Below are 20,755 nucleotides of genomic sequence, written 5' to 3'. Positions count from 1 at the left end.
GTTGCAGCGCAGGCAGCCGGCTGGGGGTACGAGAAAAGGCAAGGACGATTGTCCTTGCCTTCGGGCCGGCTCTGGTGTCTGCGGGTGGGCGTCAGCGATCGGCTGAGTCGCCCGGCACCAAGGCCGGCCACTCAAAAAATCGCCAATAGCTGCGCTTCACATTGGCGAGAATACCATCCATGAACATTCGTACCGCCCATCGGGACGAGCTCCCGCTGCTGCAGGACCTCGAACTCGCCGCCGGCGTGCTCTTCCGCAACATCGGGATGACGGACGTCGCGGAGCATCCGCCGCCCGCACTGGAGGTCTTCGAACGCTACCGCGCGGACGGCCAGTTGTGGGTGTCGGTCGACGAGGCGGACCGCCCGACCGGGTTCGTGTTCGTCGACCTGGTGGACGGTGGCGTGCACATCGAGCAGATCAGCGTGCACCCGGACCATCAGGGTCACGGCATCGGACGTCAGCTGATCTCGTGCGTCGACGCGTGGGCGGCACGGCAAGGCGTCGGGGTGGTCACGTTGAGCACGTTCCGGAGCGTGCCGTGGAACGGGCCCTACTACATGCGCCTCGGATTCACGGAGTTGCCCCGGGACGCGGCGACGCCCGGCCTGGAGAAACTGCTGGCCGCCGAGACCGCACTCGGGCTGGACCCGGCCGAGCGGATCTTCATGACGCGGAAAGTTGCCGTCCAGTAACCGCGAGCGTCCGGCTTCGTTGACTGCTGCAAGACAACCGAGACTTTCGGGGAGTGCAGCAGGTGGTGAGGCCACGAACCTTCGAGCTGGTTCGGTATCGGGATCCCAGCGGTGTGTCGGGCACCGGCGTGGTGGCGGAAGGGTGTGAGTTCACCGACGGTTCGGTGGCCCTGCGCTGGCGCGGCGACAACCCGGCGACAGCCGTCTGGCCGAACGTCGAGTCGATCCTGGCCGTGCACGGCCATCACGGCGCGACCGAGATCCGCTGGACCGACTCGTCCCCGCGACCACCCGGCAACCTGTTCGACGAACTGCACCAGGTGCGCCCGCCGGCCGCACTCACCGACCCGCCGCCGCCCGGCCACTCGCGTGGATGGGCCGGGGCCCGGCACCTGAGGTAGAACCGTGGCCGTGACACAGATCTATCTCGTCCGGCACGGTGAACCGGACTACGAGCCGATCGATTCCCGGGGCTGGCCGGGAATGGCGGCCGACTCCGCCCCGCTCACCGCCCTCGGCTGCAAACAGGCCGAGGAGCTCGCGGACCTGCTCAGCGGGATCCGCGCGACATACCTGGTCAGCTCCCCGTTCACCCGGGCGCTGCACAGCGCCGCGATCATCGGCCACCGGCTCGCCCTCGGCGTCAAGGTCGACCACGACCTGCGCGACTGGCTGCCGGACCACACCGGGCAGTGGCGCGGTGTCGCCGACGTGCATGCGGCGCAGGCCGAGTTCGAGGCGTACGACGGCGAGTGGCCGGACGGCATCCAGCGCGCCTGGGAGCCGCTGTCCCGGGTCCGGGAGCGGGCCCGCGCCGCGCTCGCCCGGCACACCGCGAGCACCGACGGGCCGGTCCTGGTGATCACCCACGCGACCGTCATCCGGGCCCTGACCGGCGAGCGGAACACCGCGCACGGCGCCCACGAGTACTACCGGCTGACACCCTGAAATCCGCCCCGGAACGGCGCTTCAAATGCCGCCTGGGCATCTGCACGTGCAGACGAACTTGCACCGTTAAAGTGACTCATGTCACACGATCTGGTGACGTGAACACGCTTTCCGCCTGAAAACCGGTGATCACGGGCCGCGACGGCCCTGTGCCGGCTCGCTGCGATAACGATGCGCCCGAACTTCGAGACAACAAGGGTTGAACTACGTAAGAGATGAGCATAGTTTTCACCGAGCGCCCGTCCGCGCTTACGGTGAGTCAAGGAGGTTGCCATGTCGAGAGGGATGCCTCGCCTGCCCCGCCCGCTCATGGATCTGTGGGACTGGCAGTCGCAAGCGGCCTGCCGGGACGTCAATCCCGAGCTCTTCTTCTCGCCCGAATCGGAGCGTGGCGTTCGCAAACGCGCCCGCGAGATGGTGGCCAAGTCGCTCTGCGGCACCTGCCCCGTCCAGCCCGAGTGCCGGCAGCACGCGCTGTCGGTCGGTGAGCCGTACGGCGTCTGGGGCGGCACCACGGAGTCCGAGCGCGACACACCGCTTCCCGAGCACCGCAAGTCGGCGTAGGAGCTGCTGCGCCGCTGCCACCGAGGACGTGCAGGGCCTGAGCGAAACTCAGGCCTTACCGTCGTCCGTGCCGTCGTCGCTGTCCCTGGGCTTGTCCTGGGGGTCTTCAGGCTCCGGCGGCTTCATGGTGGTGCGCGGGTCCCGGTAGCGGTCCAAAGACTTGAGGAAGTCCGGATCGTCGTCGGGTGCTGTCGGGCGCGCGACCGGCGGCCCAGCGGGCCGGCGGACGACGGGCTCCTGACGGCTGCCCTGGGCGCGCGACATCAGCAGCCAGACGATCGGCCCGGCGAACGGGACGAACACGATCAGGACGATCCACAGCAGCTTGGGCAGATGTGGCACGTCCTCGTCGGGTGTCTGGATGCACGAGAACAGCGCATACACGGTCAGGGCCAGGCTGATCAGGAACGGCAGGAATCGGACCACGCTCCAACAGTACGGCGCCTGGTGTCTCAGCGCGTGTCAGCGGGCGGAAGTGGTGAGTCCTCGTGCCCGGAGCACGCTGTTCTCCAGTGGGCGGAACACAAGCAGCTCGATGCCGACCCCGACCACGAAGATCAGCACGATGCCGGCGAACACCATCGAGATGTCGGACAGCGACATCCCGTTGTGCAGGAACTGCCCGAGACCTTCACCGAGCTCCGGCGAGGTCGCGATCAGCTCGGCCGCCATCAGCGACCGCCACGAGAACGCCCAGCCCTGCTTGAGCCCACCGAGGAACCCGGGCAGCGCCGCCGGCAGCAGGATGTACCGGATCCCGCTGAGCCGTCCCGCGCCGAGCGCCTTGCCGACCCGCGGCAGGATCGGCGGCACCTGGTCGAGCCCGGACACCAGCCCGTTCGCGATCGAAGGCACCGCGCCAAGCAGGACGACCCAGTAGATCGCGCGGTCGTTCAGCCCGAACCAGAGGATCGCGGCCGGCACCCATGCCACCGACGGCAGGCTCTGCAGGCCGGACACGAGCGGCCCGATCCCCCGGCGTACGACCTGCAGATTCGCGATCGCGAGCCCGAGCGGTACGGCGATCAGCAGGGAGATCGCGAAGCCGATGACCGCGCGGTGCACCGACACCCAGAACAGCTCGAGGATCTTGCCGCTGGTCACCAGCTCCCAGATCTGCCCCCACACATCGACCGGCGCGGGCAGCTTGAACTCGGGCCAGAACGCGGCCGCCCACAACACCTGCCAGATCGCCACCAGGACGACAATCGCGCCGATCGGCGGCAGCGCGGCCGCGACGATCCGCCGCAGCAGCGACCCTTCGGGCGCGTGCACCGGGGTGTCGAGCGCGTCCAGGCCTGCCTCGACCGAGCCGTCCCGGCTGTCCTGCAGGTCAAGCGGCGGCATGGCTGCTGATCACCTTCCGCAGGGCGGTGTTGATCTCGTCGGCGGTGTCGTTCGGGTTCGGGGCGTCCTCGACATCCCATTGCCGTACGACCCGGCCGGGGCGCGACGAGAGCAGTACGACCCGTTGCCCGAGCCGGACCGCCTCGCGGACGTCGTGCGTGACGAACAGGATCGCCGTACCGGTCGCGCGCCAGATCCGCAGCAGCTCGCCCTGGAGCACGTCACGCGTGATCGCATCCAGCGCGGAGAACGGCTCGTCCATCAACAGCAGCGACGGCTTGCCCACCTCGGCGCTGTCGGTCGTGGAGGCCAGCGCGCGAGCGAGCGCGACTCGTTGCCGCATGCCACCGGACAGTTCGTGCGGGCGCTTGTCCCCGACACCCGCGAGCCGCACCAGTTCGAGCAGCTCGGCAGCCTTCGCCCGTCGCTGTGCCTTCGGTACGCCGGCCATCCGCAACGGCAGCTCGACGTTGCCGGCCGCCGTCAGCCACGGCATCAGCGCGGCCTCCTGGAAGACGACCGCCGGGCGCGACGCGTTCAGCTCGATCCGGCCGGCGGTCGGCCGGTCGAGGCCGGCGACCAGGTTCAGCAGCGTGGTCTTGCCGCATCCGGACGCGCCGAGCAGGCAGACGAACTCACCGGCCCGCACCTCGAGGTCGACGCCGTCCAGCGCGACCACCGACTTCCGGCCGCTGCCGAACGCCTTGCCTACTTGGTGAAACCGCACCGGATCGAGCTGATCCGCGGGCGCGTCCACAGTCTGAGTCACCTCGTCTCCCCCCTGCTATTTGGCGTCGAGGCCGGCGGCGTCGACCGCCGGCTTGCCCGCCTTGGCGAGTACGTCGTTGAGCGGGCCGAGGTCCGCGAAACCGGCCACCGCTGGAGCGTCCTTGGCGATCCCCGCGGTGACCTGATCCTTGGCCAGCTGCGGGAACGACGCCGCGATCGGGTCGGCAGTGCTCTGGATGTTCTTGAAGGCCCGGTCGATCACGGCAGGCTGCAGCGCCTTGCCGGTCGCTTCTTTCAGCTGCTGGTTCACCACGGCCTTCGCGTCCGCGGCGTTCGTCGTACTGAAGTCGATCGAAGCGACCAGACCGGACAGCAGCGCCTTCACGGTCTCGGGGTGCTCCTGCAGGAACTGGGTGCGGACGATCAGCACCGTCGTCGGGAACTTCCCGTCCGGCCACAGCGACGCCTCGTCGAGCAGGACCTTCGCGCCGGCGTCGAGCACCAGCCGCGACGACCACGGCTCCGGCAGCCAGGCCGCGTCCACATCGCCCTTCTTGAAGGCGTCGAGCGTCTGCGCGTTCTCCAGGTTGGTCACCTTGACCTTGCCGGTCAGGTTCTGCTGCGCGAGCCACTTCTTCAGCGACACGTCCTGGGTATTGCCGAGCTGCGGCGTGACGACGGTCTTGCCGACCAGGTCGGCCGGCTTGGTGATCGTCGGCTTCACCACCAGCTGCGCACCGCCGGAGGTCGTCCCGGCGATCAGGCGGACCGCTTCGCCGTTCGACTTCGCGTACGCGTTGATCGCGGGGCCGGAGCCGATGAACGAGGCGTCCAGCGAACCGCCGAGCAGTGCGCCGACCGCCTCCGGACCGGCGTTGAACTTGGTCGGCACCAGCTTGGTGCTGCCGAGCTCCTTGGTGAACAGCCCCTTGCCGAGGCCGATCAGCGCGGCGGCGTGGGTGACGTTCGGGAAGTAGCCGAGTCGCAGCTCGGCGGCGGCGCCCTTGTCGTTCGAGGCCGCGGCGGGCTGGTCGCCGCCGCCGGCCCGGGAGCACCCGGCGGCAGCGAGGGACAGGGCCAGGGCGGCAGCGAGCAGGCGGAACGGACGGATGATGCTCACAGGGTGACCTTTGTTCGAAAGGAAAAGTCAGGACGCGGGCTCGAGCTCGCGGGTCTCGACCTGCACCGCGCGGCGGGCCGAGGTGCGCAGGCCGTACGCGACCAGTGCCGCCCATCCGAGGACGAGCGCGGCGTAGACGACGTACCGCAAGCCGGCGGTGACGTCGAGACCGTGCAGGACGGTGCGGGCGTTGGTGAGGACCAGGACCAGGCCGACCCCGACGCCAAGCCAGCGGGTGGCGAGCCGGGAGACCAGCCAGGCGGCGAGCGGGGCGGCGACGACGCCACCGATCAGGAGCGCGGCGACGATGCCGAACGGCAAGTGCTCCCGGCCGAGGCCGAAGAGGAAGCCGATGCTGGCGGCGACGGAGACCAGGAACTCGGCGGCGTTCACCGAGCCGACCGCGCGGCGCGGCGCGAGCTTCCCGCTGGTGAGCAGCGCGGAGTTCGCGACCGGGCCCCAGCCGCCACCGCCGGTGGCGTCGATGAAGCCGGCCACCAGACCGAGCGGCCCGAGGAACCTCCCGGCCGGGCGGCCCTCGATCACCGCCCGGACCTTCCCGGTGCCGAACCGGACCAGGATGTAGACGCCGAGCAGGAGCAGCAGACCGGCCACCCAGAGCGAGGCGGACTCGGTCGACAGGCTGGACAGGAAGGTCGCGCCGGCGAACGCCCCGACCGCACCGGGGGCGCCGATCAGCGCGACCACCCGCCAGTCGACGTTCCCGAACCGCCAGTGCGACAGACCGGACGCGAGCGTGGTGCCGACCTCGGCGAGGTGCACCGACGCGGACGCGACGGCCGGGGTGATCCCGGTGATCAGCAGTGCGGTACTGGCGGTGACGCCGTACGCCATGCCGAGGGTGCCGTCGACGAGCTGCGCGACCGAGCCGAGCAACGCGATCAGGACGAGGCGACGCATAGAGGTACTCCTACGGGTCGGGAAGGAGACGGACGAACGGACGGTTAGACCGTCGGCCGACAACCCGCGGAGTTCACGCGCAGCAGATCGACATGGCGGCGCCGGGTGAGGACCTCACCGGGGGCGTTCGCGACGATCTGCATAGAACTATGAAAGCGGACAAAGTCAGGCAATCTGCTCTGGTTTCGCGATGTGAGACGAGAAATCGAATGCCGGATTCGGTCAGAGGGGTTGAATGCCGGGCGGCCCGGCTCCTACGGTCGTCAGCGTGCTGATTCCTCGCTCCCTCAAGACCGAGTACGCCGTGGAACCCCTGGGCGTCGACGTACCGCGGTCACGGTTCAGCTGGGTCGCCGTCGCGCCCGGCTACGGCGCCACCCAATCGGCGTACCAGGTGCTCGTCGCCTCCGCGCCGGACCTGCTGACGCCGGAGAACGCCGACGTCTGGGACTCCGGCAAGGTCGAGTCTGCGCGGACCTTCGGGATCGAGTACGACGGGCCGGCGGCGGCCCGTACGCGGTACCACTGGACCGTCCGGCTCTGGGACGGGGACGACCGACCTGGCGAATGGGCCGAGCCGACCTGGCTCGAGACGGCGCTGCTCGACGAAGGGTTCGGCACCGCGCAGTGGATCGGCGGCGAGACCGCGAGCGCTCCGCTCCTGCGCCAGGGCTTCGCCGTGGCCGGGACCGTACGGCGTGCGCGCCTGTACGCGAGCGGCCTCGGCTACGCGGACCTGCGGCTGAACGGGCAGGCTGTCAGCGACGCCGTCCTCGACCCCGGCTTCACCGCGTACGACCACACTGTTCTGTACACGACCCACGACGTGACCGCGCTGCTGCAGGCCGGCGACAACGTGGTGGGCGCGGAACTCGGCCGCGGCTTCTTCGGGCTGACCTCGGTGAACGTCTGGCGCTGGCACGACACGCCCTGGACCGCCGACCCGCGCCTGATCGCGCGGCTGGTGATCGAGTACGACGACGGCCGCGTGACCGAGGTCGTCACCGACGAGTCATGGCGGATCACCGGCGGCCCGACCCTGTCGGACTCGCTGTACCTCGGAGAGACCTACGACGCCCGCCGCGCACTCCCCGGCTGGGACACGGCCGGCTTCGACGACTCGTCCTGGTCGGCGGCGTCGGTCGTAGAGGCGCCGAAGGGGAAGCTGGTCGCGCAGGCCCACGAGCCGATCCGGGTGATCGAGACCGTCGACCCGGTCGAGGTCACTGAGGCCCGGCCGGGCGTGTGGATCGCGGACTTCGGGCGGACCGTCGCGGGCTGGACGAGCCTGAGCGTGACCGCGGACGCCGGGACCACGATCAGCCTCACGCACGGCGAGACGGTTGCTGATGGCAACGTGGCGGCGTGGAACGTGCACGTCGACGGCGACCGGATCCAGCGCGACGAGTACATCGCGGCCGGGACCGGCGTGGAGACGTGGGAGCCGCGCTTCTCGTACAAGGGCTTCCGGTACGTACAGATTGAGGGCGCGCAGGCGGACGTACGGATGCGGGTCGTGAACTCGGACGTCGCGTCGGCGACCCGGTTCACCTCGTCCGAGCCGGCGTACGAGCAGTTCGAGCACGCGATGCGGCGGACGATTCTGAGCAACCTGCACGGGATCCCGACCGACACGCCGTACTTCGAGAAGAACGGCTGGACCGGCGACGCCCAGGTCGGGACGCCGACGATGCTCGCGACACTCGATCTGGCGCGGTTCTTCACCAAGTGGCTCGGCGACATCCGCGACAGCCAGGCCGATACCGGGCAGCTGCCGGTGATCGTGCCGACCAGCGGCTGGGGTTTCACGGACCTCTCCCCCGCGACCGAGTGGCCGACCGTCTACCCGTTCCTGCTCCGCGAGATGTACCGCTGGTACGGCGACAATCGCCTGCTGCGCGAGCACTGGGATTCGCTCACGCGCTACCTCGCGTGGGAGCTGGACCGGGTCGAGGACGGGTTGTCGGTCAGCGTGCTCGGCGACTGGCTGCCGCCCGGTTTCGGCAGCGGCCCGGCGCCGGAGGACCGGCGGCTCACCGGTACGGCGTACCTCTACCGGGCGCTGATGGTGGCCGCCGAGGTCGGCGAGGTGATTGGCCAGCCCAACGACTACCGGAAGGCCGCCGCCGAACTCGCGGACGGGCTGAACCGGGCGTTCCTGGACCGCTCCGCCGGTCGCTATCGCTCGGACGACGACCCGGACTACCGGCAGACCTCGAACGCAGTACCGCTGGCGTTCGGGATCGTCCCGGAGGAGCTCGCCCACCAGGTGGCAGCCGGGCTTGCCGCCGACGTCGAGGCCCGCGGCTTCCACCTGAATACGGGCTGCCTCGGCGTCGGCGTACTCCTACCGGTGCTGACCGCGTACGGATACGGCGACGTGGCAACAAAGGTCGCCCGGCAGCGCAGCTACCCGAGCTGGGGGTACTGGTTCGACCTCGGCGCGGACACCATGTGGGAGAAGTGGGAAGACGACTCGCGGTCGCGCAACCACTACTTCCAGGGCACGGTCGTGCAGTGGATCTTCGAGAACGTCGCCGGCCTGCGGGTGGTCGACGCGGGCGCCGAGCGGATCGTGGTCCGGCCGGACGCGCGCGACGAGGTGGACTCGGCGAGCATCCGTACCGAGACGATCCGCGGGCGCGTGTCGGTGACGTGGCACAAGACCGGACGGGTGCTGTCGCTGGACGTGCAGGTCCCGGTCGGTACGACGGCCGAGGTGCACGTACCGTCGGCGCGCGCGTCGGACGTGGATGCCGTACCGCAGTCGTTCGCGGGCTCAGCGACGTACGACGAGGGCTACACCGTCTACACGGTCGGCGCCGGGCACTGGGCCTTCACGAGCCGGTCAGCGTGACCTTGGTGTAGAGGAGGTCGCGGACGTCACGGCCTTCGGCCTGGGCGCGCGACTCGAACTTGGTGACCGGGCGCCATTCGGGCCGCGGCGCCCAGCCGTCATAGGAGTTCAGCAGCGCCGGTTCGGCCTCGCAGACCTCGAGCATCCGCTCCGCGTAGTCCTGCCAGTCCGTTGCCAGGTGCAACGTTCCGCCGGGCTGCAGGCGGGACGCCACCAGCTTGACGACCGGCGGCGTGACGAGCCGGCGCTTGTGGTGCCGCTTCTTCGGCCAGGGGTCCGGGAAGTAGATCCGGACGCCGGACAGCCCGCCCGGCGCGACGTGGTCGCGCAGGAAGTCCACCGCGTCGCCCTGCAGCAGCCGGACGTTGTCGAGGTCGTACTTCTCCACCCACAATATCAGCTGACCGAGCCCGGCCGGGTAGACCTCCGCGGCCACGTGATTGACCTCGGGCGCGGCAACGGCGAGCTGCGCAGTCGCCTCGCCCATCCCGGAACCGATCTCCAGCACGGTCGGCGCGTCCCGGCCGAACCACTCGGCCAGATCGATCGTGCCGGCCGGCAGTTCCTCCTGGGTCCGCCCCAGCTCCGCCCAGTGGGATCGCCAGACCCGTTGCTGTCCCGCCGTCATCCGGACACTGCGCCGGACGGTGCTGAAGACGCCAACCTGCCGGACCTGATCTGTTGCTCCCACCAGGTGGATTTTAGGCGAACTCGATCTCCAGGGTGTGCCCGGTCTCCAGGTAGGTCTTCAGGTTGGCGAGGATCGGGCCCCAGCCGTTCCGCCAGCCCTCGACGGTGTCCGCAGCGATCTCGTCGTGCACGACCTGCAGTTTCACCACGTTCTTCCCGGCCGGTTCGAGGGTGAACGTGACCCGGCCGGGAGTGTCGTTGGCGCGGTCCTCGAGGAACTCGTTCTTGAACGTGTACGCCAGCGTCTTCGGCTCGTCGTACACGAGCACCTCGCCGGAGTCCGTCAAGCTGTCGTCGGCGCTGTCGTAGAACCGCACCGGCGCACCGACCGTCCAGTCGGACTCGATCCGGCGGCCGAACCAGTACAGGTTCGTGAATGCGCCCGAGGTGAGCGCTGCCCACAGTTTCTCCGGCGTGGTTTCGATGTAGGTCACGTGGATCATGGCCGGTTTAATCATGGCTTCTCCTCCAGGGCCGCCTTCAGCGCGCTGAGGGCGCGGAGCTTGTCGCGCTCGTAGTTGCTCAGCCAGCGCTCGGCGATCTCGTTGATCGGTACCGGGTTCAGGTAGTGGAACTTGTGGCGTCCGCGCTTGACCGTGACCACGAGGTTCGCGTCCTCGAGGATCCGGACGTGCTTGGTCACGCCCTGCCGGGTCAGCTCGGGCAGCAGGTCGCAGAGCTCCTGCAGGGTCTGCCCGTTCCGCTCCCGGAGCGCGTCCAGCAACCGCCGCCGGCCCTCGTCGGCCAGCGCCTTGAACACCAACTCCACCACCCCGACAATAGGCAACCAAAAAGTTGCCTGTCAAGCTCGGGTACCGAAGAACGGGTGGTGGTTGGTTGTGGCGCGCCGGTGCAGGTCGGCCTAGGCGGGGTGACCTGCGGCCAGCGGCCGACGGACGGGAGGACTACCCGTTCTTCGGTACGGGTCAGTCGTCCCAGAAGAGGTGAGCGACCGTGTTGTGGGCGCGGCGGGTGGTGCGCAGGTAGTCGTCGGAGAAGCGGCCGGACTCACCCGTCGGGTAGCCGCAGATGTGCGCCACCGCCTCCAGGTCGCGCGGGTCCCGCGGCAGCGAATCGCCGGGACGGCCGCGGACGAGCATGATCGCGTTGCGGATCCGGCTGGCCAGCTCCCAGGCCGCGCTGAGCGTGTCGGCCTCGGACGGGTCGACGAGATGGGCCTCGACGCCGGCCCGGAGGGCGCCGAGCGTCCGCGTCGTCCGAAGGCTCGGAACGCGGTGCGCCGCGCGCAGTTGCAGCAGTTGGACGGTCCACTCGATGTCGGCCAGGCCGCCGCGGCCGAGCTTGGTGTGCGTCGCCGGGTCGGCGCCGCGCGGCAGCCGTTCGGCGTCGACGCGGGCCTTGATCCGGCGGATCTCCATCACCTCCCGCTCGCTGATCCCGTTCTCCGGGTAGCGCAGCGGGTCGATCAGCTCGCGGAACGACTGGCACAGGTCGGCGTCCCCGCACAACGGGTCGGCGCGGAGCAGCGCCTGCGCTTCCCAGACAGCCGACCAGCGGGCGTAGTACGAGGCGTACGACGCGAGCGTACGGACGAGGGGTCCTTGCCGGCCCTCCGGGCGCAGGTCCGCGTCGATCGCGACCGCGGGATCCGCCCCGGGCAGTGCGAGCAGCCGGCGGAGCTCGGTCGCGGCCTGCGTCGCGAAGTCGGTCGCCTGCTTCTCGTCGGCGCCCGGCAGCGGGTCGTGCACGAACATCACGTCCGCGTCGCTGCCGTATCCGAGCTCGTGCCCGCCGAACCGGCCCATCGCCACGATCGCGATCCGGGTCGGCTCCGGTTCACCGGCCGGGACCAGGCGCTGCGCGACCGTCCGCCGTGCAACCTCGAGGGCGGTCGTGAGCGTGCCGATCGAGACGTTCGTCAGCGCCTCGCCGACCGCCTCCACGTCGACCAGGCCGGACAGGTCGGCGGCGGCGATCCGGAACAGCTCACGCCGGCGAACCGCACGGATCGCGGCGACCGAGGCCTCCGGTGCATCCTGCCGACGGGCAGCCGCGGACATCTCGGACAGCAGCCCCTCCTGCGTACGAGGGGCGAGCTCGCGTTCGTCGGCGAGCATCGCGGTCGCTTCCGGAGCGCGTTGGAGCAGGTCGACCGCGTACCGGCCGCTGGTCAGCAGGTGCGCGAGCCGCTCCGCCGAGGCTCCCTCGTCGCGGAGCTGGCGGAGGTACCAGGGCGTGGAGCCGAGCGCGTCGGAGATCGTACGGAACGCGAGCAGGCCGGCGTCCGGCGCAGGCGACTCGGCGAACCAGCCGAGCATCGCCGGGAGCAGTGCCTTCTGGATCGAGGACCGCCGCGAGACGCCGCCGGACAGGGCCTCGATGTGCCGCAGTGCCGACGCGGGGTCGACGTACCCGAGCGCGGTGAGGCGTTGCTTGGCCGCCTCGGGCGTCAGGCGTACCTCGTCGCCCGGGATCCGCGCGACGGCAGCGAGCAGCGGGCGGTAGAACAGCTTCTCGTGCAGGCGCCGGACCTCGAGGGCGTGCTTCTTCCACGCCGCGGTCAGGTCCGTCACCGGGTTCTTCGTGAAGCCGAGCGAACGCCCGAGCCGGCGCAGGTCGGCCTCGTCGTCCGGGACCTGATGCGTACGCCGGAGGCGGTACAGCTGGATGCGGTGCTCCATCGACCGCAGGAAGCGGTACGCATCGGCGAGGACGGCGCCGTCCGTACGGCCGACATACCCGCTCGTGGTGAGGGCCTCGAGCGCGACCAGCGTCGTGCCGCTCCGAACCGATTCGTCGCTGCGGCCGTGGACGAGCTGCAGGAGCTGGACGGCGAACTCGACGTCGCGCAGGCCACCGGGGCCGAGCTTGAGCTGCCGGTCGACGTCCGCGGCGGGGATGTGGTCGATGACGCGCCGGCGCATCGCCTGGACGTCGTCGACGAAGCCCTCCCGATCCGCGGCCGACCAGGTCAGCAGGCCGATCTGCTCGGTGTAGCGGGCGCCGAGCTCGGCATCGCCCGCGACCGGACGGGCCTTGAGCAGCGCCTGGAACTCCCACGTCTTGGCCCATCGCTGGTAGTAGGCCAAGTGGCTGTCGAGGGTCCGTACGAGCGGACCGGACTTGCCCTCCGGGCGCAGCGCGGCGTCGACGGGCCAGAGCGTGCCCTCCCCGGTGTGCTCGGAGCAGATCCGCATCGCGGCCGCGGCGAGCTGGGTCGCGGTCTTCAGGGCCGGCAGCTCCGGCTCACCGTCGAGCGGCTCCGCGACGAACAGGACGTCGACATCGCTGACATAGTTGAGCTCCCGGCCACCACACTTGCCCATGGCAATGATTGCGAGGCGGCAGCCGGCGGCGCCGGGATGCGCGGCGAAGTAGTCGTTGCGGGCGATGTGCAGCGCGGTCTCGAGCGCTCCCCCGGCGAGGTCCGCGAGCACGGCGGCCACCTCGTCGACGGGCAGGCCCTCGGCGAGATCGCGGGCCGCGAGCCGGAGCAGCAGCCGGCGGTACTCGATCCGCAGCGCGTCCGTCGGGTTGTCCGCGTCGATCGCGGTCGCGAGCCGGGCCGCGACATCGTCCACGGACGGGCGCGTACCGGCGAGCGCCGGGTCAGCCAGGTCGTACCAGTGCCGGGGATGGACACCGAGGTGCCGGCCGAGTGCCTCGCTCGCGCCGAGGACGTAGACGAGCCGGCGGCGAAAGTCCGCGTCCAGCTCGAGCGTCCGGGCGAACGCCGACAGGTCGTGCCCGTGCCGGTGCAGCGCCTCGGCCATCGTGCAGAGGCTGAGCAGGGCCAGATCCGGATCGGCCGACTCCGAGAGCGTGACGATCAGCTGTTCGGTCGCCAGCGGGCTGTGCGAGTCGAGCACATCCAGGTTCTCGAGCATGCCGACGGCGCGCTGCGGGTCCTCGAACCCGAGCCGGACCAGCCGTCCCTCCCACGACCCTCTCCGACCCTCAGCCACCCCCGCAGGCTATCCAATGGCCTACTTTGTGCACCCACCGGCCATTTCCGGCCGCGCCGGATGAGCGGTGGGTGCCCAAGGTCGCGACTGGATCTCGGACTTGTTGCGGGGGATGCGCGGGGAATACACGGTGTCGTGTGGCGGATTCTCTCTGTAGTCGGCATGATGACTGTTCATGGTGATGATGACGGGGTCGATCGCCGTGCGCGGCACGGTGCTCTGGTTGACACCCCAGCAGGGCGGACGCGTCTCCGGGCCGCCGGAGCCGGACTACGACTACGACTACACCGCGACGGCGTTCCTCCCGCCGCGGACGGCGGAGGACGGGCAGGCGGGAATCGCGCTGCACCGGTTCGCGCCCGGTGCGTGGCGGACGCCGGCCGAGGGCATTCTCGTACCGGCGCAAGGTAACCGCGCCCAGCAGGTCATCCCCGGCTGCATCGTGATCATCACCGAGGGCGTACGCCCGGTCGGCCTGCTGACCGTCGACGAGGTCCAGGCCCTCGCTCCGGACGGCACCCCAGTCCCCGCCCCCGCCGCCGCCGCACAGCCAACCGCGCCCACTCCACCGCCCGAGCCAGCCACCGACGAACCGGTTGCCGACGGCCTCGCCGAGCCCCCGTACCGGCACTCGACCGCAGCCGCCCGCTGGGCCTCGAAACACGCCTCGGACGACGCCCCCTCGCAACCTGCCGGAGTCTGAGCTCCCGGCGCATTGGATCCGCGGATCGAGTAGTTCCCCTCATGCCCGACCCGCCCCGCCCGATCCAGGATTCCGGTATGACCAAACGGATCCAGCCCCAGCAGACCTCGGCGTTCTACGCCCAGGCAGTCGTGTCCTTCGGCCTGTCCATCACCGCGATGGCGCTCGCCCTCGTGTACCTGCCCGCCCAGCCGTGGGTCCGGGCGTTCCTCTCGATCGGCCTGCTGTACGTCGTCACCTCGACGGTCGTGCTGTGCAAGGTGGTGCGGGACCGGCAGGAGATCACCGAGGTCAGCAGCCGGGTCGATCAGGCGCGGCTGGACAAGCTGCTCACCGAGCACGACCCGTTCCGGGTCGAGGGGTGACTACAGGACGGGCAGGAGTTTGTTGAGTTCGAAGGGGGTTACCTGGCGGCGGTAGTCGAGCCATTCGGCGCGCTTGTTGCGGAGGAAGAAGTCGAAGACGTGTTCGCCGAGCGTCTCGGCGACGAGTTCGCTGTCCTCCATCGCGCTGATCGCCTCGGCGAGGCTGCCGGGCAGCGGCTTGATACCGAGTGCCTTGCGCTCGCGGGCGGTCAGCGACCAGATGTCCTCCTCGACCTCGGCCGGCAAGTCGTACCCCTCCTCGATGCCCTTCAGCCCGGCCGCGAGCATCAGCGCGAACGCCAGGTACGGGTTCGCCGCCGAGTCCAGCGAGCGGAACTCGACGCGCGACGACTGCCCCTTGTGCGGCTTGTACATCGGCACCCGGACCAGCGCGGAGCGGTTGTTGTGGCCCCAGGAGACGAACGACGGCGCCTCGTCCCCGACCGCGAGCCGTTTGTACGAGTTCACCCACTGGTTGGTCACCGCGGTGATCTCGCCCGCGTGCTGCAACAGGCCGGCGATGAACGCGCGCCCGGTCTTGGACAGCTGGTACCGCGCGCCGCCCTCGAAGAACGCGTTCCGGTCGCCCTCGAACAGCGACATGTGGGTGTGCATCCCGGACCCGGGCTGCTCCGACAACGGCTTCGGCATGAAGGAGGCGTAGATGCCCTGCGAGAGCGCCACCTCCTTCACCACGACGCGGAACGTCATGATGTTGTCGGCGGTCGAGAGCGCGTCGGCGTACCGCAGGTCGATCTCCTGCTGCCCCGGACCGCCCTCGTGGTGGCTGAACTCGACCGAGATGCCCATCGACTCGAGCATCGTGATCGCCTCGCGGCGGAAGTCGTTGCCGATCCCCTGCGGGGTGTGGTCGAAGTACCCCGAGGAGTCCACCGGCTCCGGCGTCGTACCGGGCGCGCCGGTGAGCGACTTGAACAGGTAGAACTCGATCTCCGGATGGGTGTAGAACGTGAACCCGAGGTCGGCGGCCTTCGACAGCGTCCGCTTCAGTACGTGCCGCGGGTCGGCGAACGAGGCCGAACCGTCCGGCATGTTGATGTCGCAGAACATCCGCGCGGTGCCCATCGTCTCGCCGCGCCACGGCAGGATCTGGAACGTCGACGGGTCCGGCTTGGCCAGCATGTCCGCCTCGGTCACCCGCGCGAATCCCTCGATCGCCGACCCGTCGAACCCGAGGCCCTCGGCGAACGCGTTCTCCAGCTCCGCGGGCGCCACCGCGACCGACTTCAGGAACCCGAGGACGTCGGTGAACCAGAGCCGCACGAAGCGTACGTCGCGCTCTTCCAGCGCGCGCAGCACGAACTCCTGCTGCTTGTCCATCAGTCCACCTCTCGCCCGAATCCGGAAACTCTCACAGTGTGCCTTGCTGTTGTTAAGCAGACGTTACGTCGCGGCAGGACAACGCTCCCGATCAGGGCCTAGCGTGTCCTGCGTGCAGATGATCTTTCACGCCGCCCTGATCGTGGCCGGCGTGCTCTGCGTCAGTGACCTGATCGTCAGCACCGCGCATTACGTCCAGTCGCTGCGGCGGAAGCGACCGGCCGAGCGGGACGTGCTCGGGCGGCGCTGGCTCCCGGTGCCCGAGCTCGGGTTCGGCATGTGCGCGTTCTGCTGCCCGGGCCTGGTCACGCTCGGCCTCACGCACCACGACGCCACCAACCTGCCGACCCGGGAGATCCTGCTCGCCGCCCTGGTCTTCGGGTACGCCGGCGCGGTGCTGTCCCGCGTCGTCCGGACCCCGGGCCCCGGCGGGCGCCGGTTCAAGCTACGCGCCGGCCTGCTGCTCGGCCTGCCGGCCGTGTTCGGGCTCGTCTTCGGCCTGTCGGGCATCCCGGTCTGAACGGTCCGAACGGTCTGAACGCCGCGCCCGGTACCAGGGAACGATCCGCTCCAGCGGCGCGAACGCGAGCCAGCAGACCACCGTCGGCAGGAAGTGGATCAGCAGGATCGCTGTGTTCGCCGCATGGAACCCGACGAAGAACAGGGCCCCGAGCAGTTGCCACCGGCCCTTGAGCCAGAGGATCACCGGCGAGCAGAACTCGCCGATGATGCCGACCCACTGCATGATGTGCAGCATCCACGGATAGTTCAGCAGCCACTCCCCGACCGGGTGCGGCCGCCGCACGATCGCCCAGGTGAGTACGGCGCTGCCGGGCCAGGTGAGCGCCCATCCGGCACTGCGCAGTTTCGCGATGGAGGACAGGAAGTACGTCGCGATCACGGAGATCTGGATACACCGGATCGCCCAGCCGGCCGCCTCCGTACGGGTCTGGTCGCCGTATGCGGCAAGGCCCCGGCCGGCCACCTTGACCGTCGGGAGGACCCACAGTGCGATCACCAGCGCGAGGTGGTCGTGATCGACCTTGCCGTCGCTCATCCCGATCAGCACCCACCACGTGAACGCGGGCGCCACGATCCAGCCGGCCACCCGCGGGAAGTAGTTCGTCGCCGCGACCAGGCACGCGACGATCAGCACGAAGTACAGGGCGGTCGTGTTGGCGACGGACGGTTTCGGGAGGTCGAAAATGCGGGCCAGCAGCAACGGCTGGTACAGCCCGGGGTGCTCGCCCTTGTCGCGGGTGTCGCGAACGAACGCGTGCATGTCGAGGATGACGAACAGGTACAGGATCGTCCGCAGCCAGGCGATCCGCGCCACCGCGATCGCCGGGGTGAACCAGTTCGCGACCTTCATCGGCCCGCCTCCCAGGTCGCGAGCACCTGCGAGGTCGGCGGTCCTTCGACCCGGCCCTTCACCAGCTGGGTCGTGTCGCGGATCAGCTCGAGCTTCACGTACTTCGGCTTGTCCGGGTGTTTGCGCGCCCACCCGTCCGCGACCTGCTGCAGCAACGACGGATCCTTCTGGATCTCCCCTGCCCGCGCCTCGATCTCGGCGCGCGCGACCCCGGCGCCTTCGATGTTCAGTGGTACCTCGACCGTCGTACCGGCGTCGGTGACCGCGCTGATCCGGGTGTAGTCGATCTTGGCGTCGTCGGGCACCGACATCGCGTACTGCGACATCGGCCCGAACGGCCAGGCGTCGTCGGAGGCCCGCACCGATCCGTTGATCAGCAGACCGATCCCGACGACCGCCACCGCGACCCGTACCCATTTGCCGGCCGGCCGCACGCGCACCACGTCCGGGGCCTCCTGACTCTGTGTCACCACGTCATTAGATCATTCCGGTTTGGGGGCAAGAATTGTAGGGAATTTTCTGTAACATGACCGCCCCAGAAAATATCCAACGTACCCGGGTCTCCCGGCGTACGCTGCTCGGCGCTTCCGCCGGTGGCGTACTGCTCGGCGGACTCGGCCTGCCGACAGCAGCGCACGCCGCCCCGGCGCCGCGCTGCTACACGCGCACCGAATGGTCGGCGCGCCCGCCCAAGTCCGCCACCCAGGTGATCGGCAAGCCCGACCACATCGTCATCCACCACACCGCGAGCCCGAACGTCACCGACTACTCGCTGGCCGCGGCGTACAAGGTCCAGCACTGGATCCAGGACCTGCACATGGACACCAACGGCTGGATCGACATGGGCAACCAGCTCACGATCAGCCGCGGCGGCTTCCTGATGGAGGGCCGCAGCAAGTCGTTGTCCGCGATCGGCAACGGGCAGAACGTGATGGGCGCCCAGACCGCGAACGAGAACAGCCACACGATCGGCATCGAGCACGAGGGCATCTACGTCACCGAGAACGTCACCACCGCATTGTTCGACATGTCGGTACTGACGTGTGCGTGGCTGTGCACGAAGTACGCCCTCGATCCGCACGCCGCGATCGTCGGGCACCGCGACTACAACACCACGCAGTGCCCGGGTGACGTGTTCTACGCGCGCCTTCCGGAGCTGCGCGACCGGGTGGCTGCGGTTCTGTTCGGCTGATCTCTTCGGCTGATGTCAAAGCGGCGCTGACGGCTCCGACCCTTGGGTGACAGCAGCTTTCACTCAGGCAAGGAGCAATGCCATGTCGCAGGTACGTGTTCACAACTTCGCGATCTCCCTGGACGGGTTCGGCACCGGAGAAGGCCAGTCCAGGGAGACGCCGTTCGGCCATGCCGGCGAACGTCTCCACGACTGGCTGGTCGGCACGCGGTTCTTCAAGGAGATGAGCGGCCAGTCCGGCGGCACCCAGGGTGTCGACAACGCGTTCGCCGAGCAGCACGAGCGCGGCATCGGCGCGGAGATCATGGGCGCCAACAAGTTCGGTCCGCCCGGGTGGCAGGACGACGACGACTGGGCCGGCTGGTGGGGCCCGAACCCGGTCTACCACAGCCCGGTGTTCGTACTCACGCACCGGCCGCGGCCGTCGATCGAGATGGAAGGCGGTACGACGTACCACTTCCTCGACGCCCCGCCGGCCGACGCACTGCGCCAGGTCCGCGAGGTCGTCGGCGACGCCGACATCCGGCTCGGTGGTGGCGCGACGGTGATCCGTGACTTCCTGGCCGCGGGGCTCGTCGATTACCTGCACCTGGCGGTGGTGCCGATCGTGCTCGGCCGTGGTGTCCGGTTGTGGGACGGTCAGGAGTCGCTCGAGGACAGCTTCGACATCGAGGCCGTCTCGACCCCCGGCGCCGTCACGCACCTGAGCTGCACCCGGAAGAACAGCTGAAGTCCCTGACGGGTGAACCTTCGCCGTTGTTCGATGGACCGATGCACGACGAAGCCCTGAATCGTTGGCAGCGTGGATGGTCCGCGTCCCGCGGATGGAACGACTGGCAATGCGTCGACGACGTCACCGTGGTCCGCGTCGGTGAGCCGCAGCGCCGGGTCGAGTACGTCGCCACACAGCAGCACGCGGCCGCCGCCGCGCATCTCGCGCTGACCGACTGCAACCCGGCCGGTACGTCGTGGCTGCTGATCGCGACCGACGACCCGGCACGCACCTCCGCCGAGCTGAGGCCACTCGAGTACGTGCGGACCGAGTGGCTGATGTCGATCTCCCTGCCCCACCACGCTCTCCGCCCGGTGCCGGCGCCGTACACCGCCGAGATCACCGGCAGCCCGTCGCTGATCGACGTCCGGATGTACGGGTACGGCGAACTCGCGGCGGAGGGACGGATGGCGGTGCTGCACACCGGTGCCGTCGCCGACATGGTCCAGACCCAACCGGCCCATCGCCGTCGCGGCCTGGCGAGCGCCGTGATGACCACCCTCGCCACCACCGCCGTCTCCCACAACGTCAGCACCGCGCATCTTTCGGCCTCTCCGGAGGGCCGGCCGCTCTACAAGTCCCTCGGCTGGCGCACCGTTACTCCGTTGCTGGTCGCGCGGACCTCGCTACCGTCGTCAAGGTGAAACAACTCATCGCGTTCACCGGACTGCCCGGCACCGGCAAGTCGACGCTGGCCGACGCGCTCGCCACCGAAACCGGGGTGCCGGCTTTCGCCGGCGACTGGTTGCTCGGAGCCCTCGCTCCGCATGGCGTCCTCACCGGACTCGACCGGCCGGTCTTCCTTGCCTTGTCCTACGACCTGCTCGGGACGTTGCTGCGCCGCCAGTTGATGCTTGGGCAGTCCGCGATCGTCGACTGCCTGGTCAACGAGGAAATCGCGCAGCGGTGGGAGAAACTCGCCGCCGGGTACGGCGCGGAACTGCGGATCGTCGAGTGCGTCTGCAGTGTCGAGGACGAGCACCGGCGGCGGCTCGAGGGACGGCTGCGCGGCATCCCTGGATGGCACGAGGTGGGGTGGGCGCACGTAGAACGGATGCGGAGTGAGTACCCCCAGTTGACGCGCGAGCATCTGGTCGTGGACGCGATGAATGCTCCGGCCGCGAACCTCGAGCTGGTCCGGACCTACATTCGGCCTTCGTAAGAGTTGGTGATGGACGTGGGGTCCGGGCTCCGGACCCAGTAATGTGCTCTC

25 protein-coding genes are annotated in these 20,755 nt (G+C 69.5%); 12 read left to right on the top strand and 13 right to left on the bottom strand.

Going from position 1 to position 20,755, the window contains the following annotated elements; translation table 11 throughout:
- Positions 1 to 179 precede the first annotated feature (179 nt).
- The 4 genes from ACGFI6_RS13680 (at position 180) to ACGFI6_RS13665 (ending at position 2,207) form a co-directional block, all read left to right on the top strand.
- Positions 180 to 695: a GNAT family N-acetyltransferase gene (locus tag ACGFI6_RS13680; RefSeq protein WP_393118220.1), complete on the top strand. Its 516-nt coding sequence runs from the start codon at positions 180 to 182 to the stop codon at positions 693 to 695.
- A 62-nt stretch (positions 696 to 757) separates the two neighbouring features.
- On the top strand, positions 758 to 1,096 hold the full coding sequence (locus ACGFI6_RS13675; RefSeq protein ID WP_393118218.1) for a hypothetical protein: 339 nt from the start codon (positions 758 to 760) through the stop codon (positions 1,094 to 1,096).
- 10 nt (positions 1,097 to 1,106) lie between these two features.
- Positions 1,107 to 1,643: a histidine phosphatase family protein gene (locus ACGFI6_RS13670; RefSeq protein WP_393118216.1), complete on the top strand. Its 537-nt coding sequence runs from the start codon at positions 1,107 to 1,109 to the stop codon at positions 1,641 to 1,643.
- A 273-nt stretch (positions 1,644 to 1,916) separates the two neighbouring features.
- Entirely contained in the window at positions 1,917 to 2,207 is a 291-nt protein-coding gene (locus tag ACGFI6_RS13665; RefSeq protein ID WP_393118214.1) for a WhiB family transcriptional regulator, read from the top strand.
- Between the two features lie 48 nt (positions 2,208 to 2,255).
- Here ACGFI6_RS13665 and ACGFI6_RS13660 read toward each other — a convergent pair whose 3' ends face one another.
- Genes ACGFI6_RS13660 through ACGFI6_RS13635 form a run of 6 tightly spaced genes read right to left on the bottom strand, consistent with a single transcriptional unit; the run spans position 2,256 to position 6,467 of the window.
- Complete coding sequence (locus ACGFI6_RS13660) at positions 2,256 to 2,633, bottom strand: PLD nuclease N-terminal domain-containing protein (RefSeq protein ID WP_393118213.1); 378 nt, start codon at positions 2,631 to 2,633, stop codon at positions 2,256 to 2,258.
- 36 nt (positions 2,634 to 2,669) lie between these two features.
- A complete protein-coding gene (locus ACGFI6_RS13655) occupies positions 2,670 to 3,554 on the bottom strand; it encodes an ABC transporter permease (protein WP_393118211.1) in 885 nt (294 codons plus the stop codon).
- Entirely contained in the window at positions 3,541 to 4,323 is a 783-nt protein-coding gene (locus ACGFI6_RS13650; protein WP_393118209.1) for an ABC transporter ATP-binding protein, read from the bottom strand. The genes ACGFI6_RS13655 and ACGFI6_RS13650 overlap by 14 nt, the downstream gene beginning before the upstream one ends.
- A 15-nt stretch (positions 4,324 to 4,338) precedes the next feature.
- On the bottom strand, positions 4,339 to 5,403 hold the full coding sequence (locus ACGFI6_RS13645) for an ABC transporter substrate-binding protein (protein ID WP_393118207.1): 1,065 nt from the start codon (positions 5,401 to 5,403) through the stop codon (positions 4,339 to 4,341).
- Between the two features lie 27 nt (positions 5,404 to 5,430).
- Positions 5,431 to 6,324, bottom strand: coding sequence for a sulfite exporter TauE/SafE family protein (locus tag ACGFI6_RS13640; RefSeq protein WP_393118205.1), 894 nt, complete (start codon positions 6,322 to 6,324; stop codon positions 5,431 to 5,433).
- 44 nt (positions 6,325 to 6,368) lie between these two features.
- Positions 6,369 to 6,467 (bottom strand): putative leader peptide, encoded by a 99-nt coding sequence (locus tag ACGFI6_RS13635; RefSeq protein WP_393118204.1) that lies wholly within the window; start codon positions 6,465 to 6,467, stop codon positions 6,369 to 6,371.
- A gap of 125 nt (positions 6,468 to 6,592) precedes the next feature.
- Between ACGFI6_RS13635 and ACGFI6_RS13630 the strand changes: the two genes are divergently transcribed.
- Positions 6,593 to 9,181, top strand: coding sequence for a family 78 glycoside hydrolase catalytic domain (locus ACGFI6_RS13630; RefSeq protein WP_393118202.1), 2,589 nt, complete (start codon positions 6,593 to 6,595; stop codon positions 9,179 to 9,181).
- Here ACGFI6_RS13630 and trmB read toward each other — a convergent pair.
- The 4 genes from trmB to ACGFI6_RS13610 form a co-directional block, all read right to left on the bottom strand.
- Positions 9,162 to 9,872: a tRNA (guanosine(46)-N7)-methyltransferase TrmB gene (gene trmB / locus ACGFI6_RS13625; RefSeq protein ID WP_393118200.1), complete on the bottom strand. Its 711-nt coding sequence runs from the start codon at positions 9,870 to 9,872 to the stop codon at positions 9,162 to 9,164. The two genes, ACGFI6_RS13630 and trmB, sit on opposite strands and share 20 nt — an antisense overlap.
- A 10-nt stretch (positions 9,873 to 9,882) precedes the next feature.
- Entirely contained in the window at positions 9,883 to 10,329 is a 447-nt protein-coding gene (locus ACGFI6_RS13620; protein ID WP_393118198.1) for an SRPBCC family protein, read from the bottom strand.
- Positions 10,326 to 10,640: an ArsR/SmtB family transcription factor gene (locus tag ACGFI6_RS13615; RefSeq protein ID WP_393118196.1), complete on the bottom strand. Its 315-nt coding sequence runs from the start codon at positions 10,638 to 10,640 to the stop codon at positions 10,326 to 10,328. Before ACGFI6_RS13615 ends, ACGFI6_RS13620 begins: the two co-directional genes overlap by 4 nt.
- A gap of 157 nt (positions 10,641 to 10,797) precedes the next feature.
- The gene (locus ACGFI6_RS13610; protein WP_393119727.1) at positions 10,798 to 13,719 is read right to left on the bottom strand and encodes a bifunctional [glutamine synthetase] adenylyltransferase/[glutamine synthetase]-adenylyl-L-tyrosine phosphorylase; all 2,922 of its coding nucleotides are present in this window, start codon (positions 13,717 to 13,719) and stop codon (positions 10,798 to 10,800) included.
- A 253-nt stretch (positions 13,720 to 13,972) separates the two neighbouring features.
- Between ACGFI6_RS13610 and ACGFI6_RS13605 the strand changes: the two genes are divergently transcribed.
- Together ACGFI6_RS13605 and ACGFI6_RS13600 are read left to right on the top strand one after the other, a co-directional pair.
- Positions 13,973 to 14,500, top strand: a complete 528-nt coding sequence (locus ACGFI6_RS13605; RefSeq protein ID WP_393118195.1) for a hypothetical protein — start codon at positions 13,973 to 13,975, stop codon at positions 14,498 to 14,500.
- 77 nt (positions 14,501 to 14,577) lie between these two features.
- On the top strand, positions 14,578 to 14,865 hold the full coding sequence (locus ACGFI6_RS13600) for a YiaA/YiaB family inner membrane protein (RefSeq protein ID WP_393118193.1): 288 nt from the start codon (positions 14,578 to 14,580) through the stop codon (positions 14,863 to 14,865).
- Here the strand turns inward: ACGFI6_RS13600 and glnA are convergent, their stop codons facing one another.
- Positions 14,866 to 16,206 carry a type I glutamate--ammonia ligase gene (glnA, locus tag ACGFI6_RS13595; protein ID WP_393118191.1) on the bottom strand — a complete coding sequence of 447 codons (1,341 nt, stop codon included), beginning with the start codon at positions 16,204 to 16,206 and terminating at the stop codon, positions 14,866 to 14,868.
- Positions 16,207 to 16,324: 118 nt separating this feature from the next.
- Here glnA and ACGFI6_RS13590 point away from each other — a divergent pair, with 118 nt between their 5' ends.
- Positions 16,325 to 16,726 carry a hypothetical protein gene (locus ACGFI6_RS13590; protein WP_393119725.1) on the top strand — a complete coding sequence of 134 codons (402 nt, stop codon included), beginning with the start codon at positions 16,325 to 16,327 and terminating at the stop codon, positions 16,724 to 16,726.
- Here the strand turns inward: ACGFI6_RS13590 and ACGFI6_RS13585 are convergent.
- Positions 16,652 to 17,578 (bottom strand): hypothetical protein, encoded by a 927-nt coding sequence (locus ACGFI6_RS13585; RefSeq protein ID WP_393118189.1) that lies wholly within the window; start codon positions 17,576 to 17,578, stop codon positions 16,652 to 16,654. The two genes, ACGFI6_RS13590 and ACGFI6_RS13585, sit on opposite strands and share 75 nt — an antisense overlap.
- The gene (locus tag ACGFI6_RS13580; RefSeq protein ID WP_393118187.1) at positions 17,575 to 18,048 is read right to left on the bottom strand and encodes a hypothetical protein; all 474 of its coding nucleotides are present in this window, start codon (positions 18,046 to 18,048) and stop codon (positions 17,575 to 17,577) included. The genes ACGFI6_RS13585 and ACGFI6_RS13580 overlap by 4 nt, the downstream gene beginning before the upstream one ends.
- Before the next feature lie 56 nt (positions 18,049 to 18,104).
- On the opposite strand from ACGFI6_RS13580, the gene ACGFI6_RS13575 reads away from it, so the two are divergent.
- From ACGFI6_RS13575 to ACGFI6_RS13560, 4 genes are all read left to right on the top strand, one after another.
- Positions 18,105 to 18,770, top strand: coding sequence for a peptidoglycan recognition family protein (locus tag ACGFI6_RS13575; RefSeq protein ID WP_393118185.1), 666 nt, complete (start codon positions 18,105 to 18,107; stop codon positions 18,768 to 18,770).
- Between the two features lie 82 nt (positions 18,771 to 18,852).
- Positions 18,853 to 19,500, top strand: a complete 648-nt coding sequence (locus tag ACGFI6_RS13570; RefSeq protein ID WP_393118183.1) for a dihydrofolate reductase family protein — start codon at positions 18,853 to 18,855, stop codon at positions 19,498 to 19,500.
- 41 nt (positions 19,501 to 19,541) lie between these two features.
- Positions 19,542 to 20,186 carry a GNAT family N-acetyltransferase gene (locus tag ACGFI6_RS13565; RefSeq protein ID WP_393118181.1) on the top strand — a complete coding sequence of 215 codons (645 nt, stop codon included), beginning with the start codon at positions 19,542 to 19,544 and terminating at the stop codon, positions 20,184 to 20,186.
- Entirely contained in the window at positions 20,183 to 20,704 is a 522-nt protein-coding gene (locus tag ACGFI6_RS13560) for an AAA family ATPase (protein WP_393118179.1), read from the top strand. Before ACGFI6_RS13565 ends, ACGFI6_RS13560 begins: the two co-directional genes overlap by 4 nt.
- The last annotated feature ends 51 nt before the right edge of the window (positions 20,705 to 20,755 follow it).

It is taken from the genome of Kribbella sp. NPDC048928, assembly GCF_043197975.1.
In the GTDB taxonomy this organism is placed as follows: domain Bacteria; phylum Actinomycetota; class Actinomycetes; order Propionibacteriales; family Kribbellaceae; genus Kribbella.
Note: the sequence above shows the minus strand (reverse complement) of the source record. Positions and strands in the feature narration are given on the sequence as shown.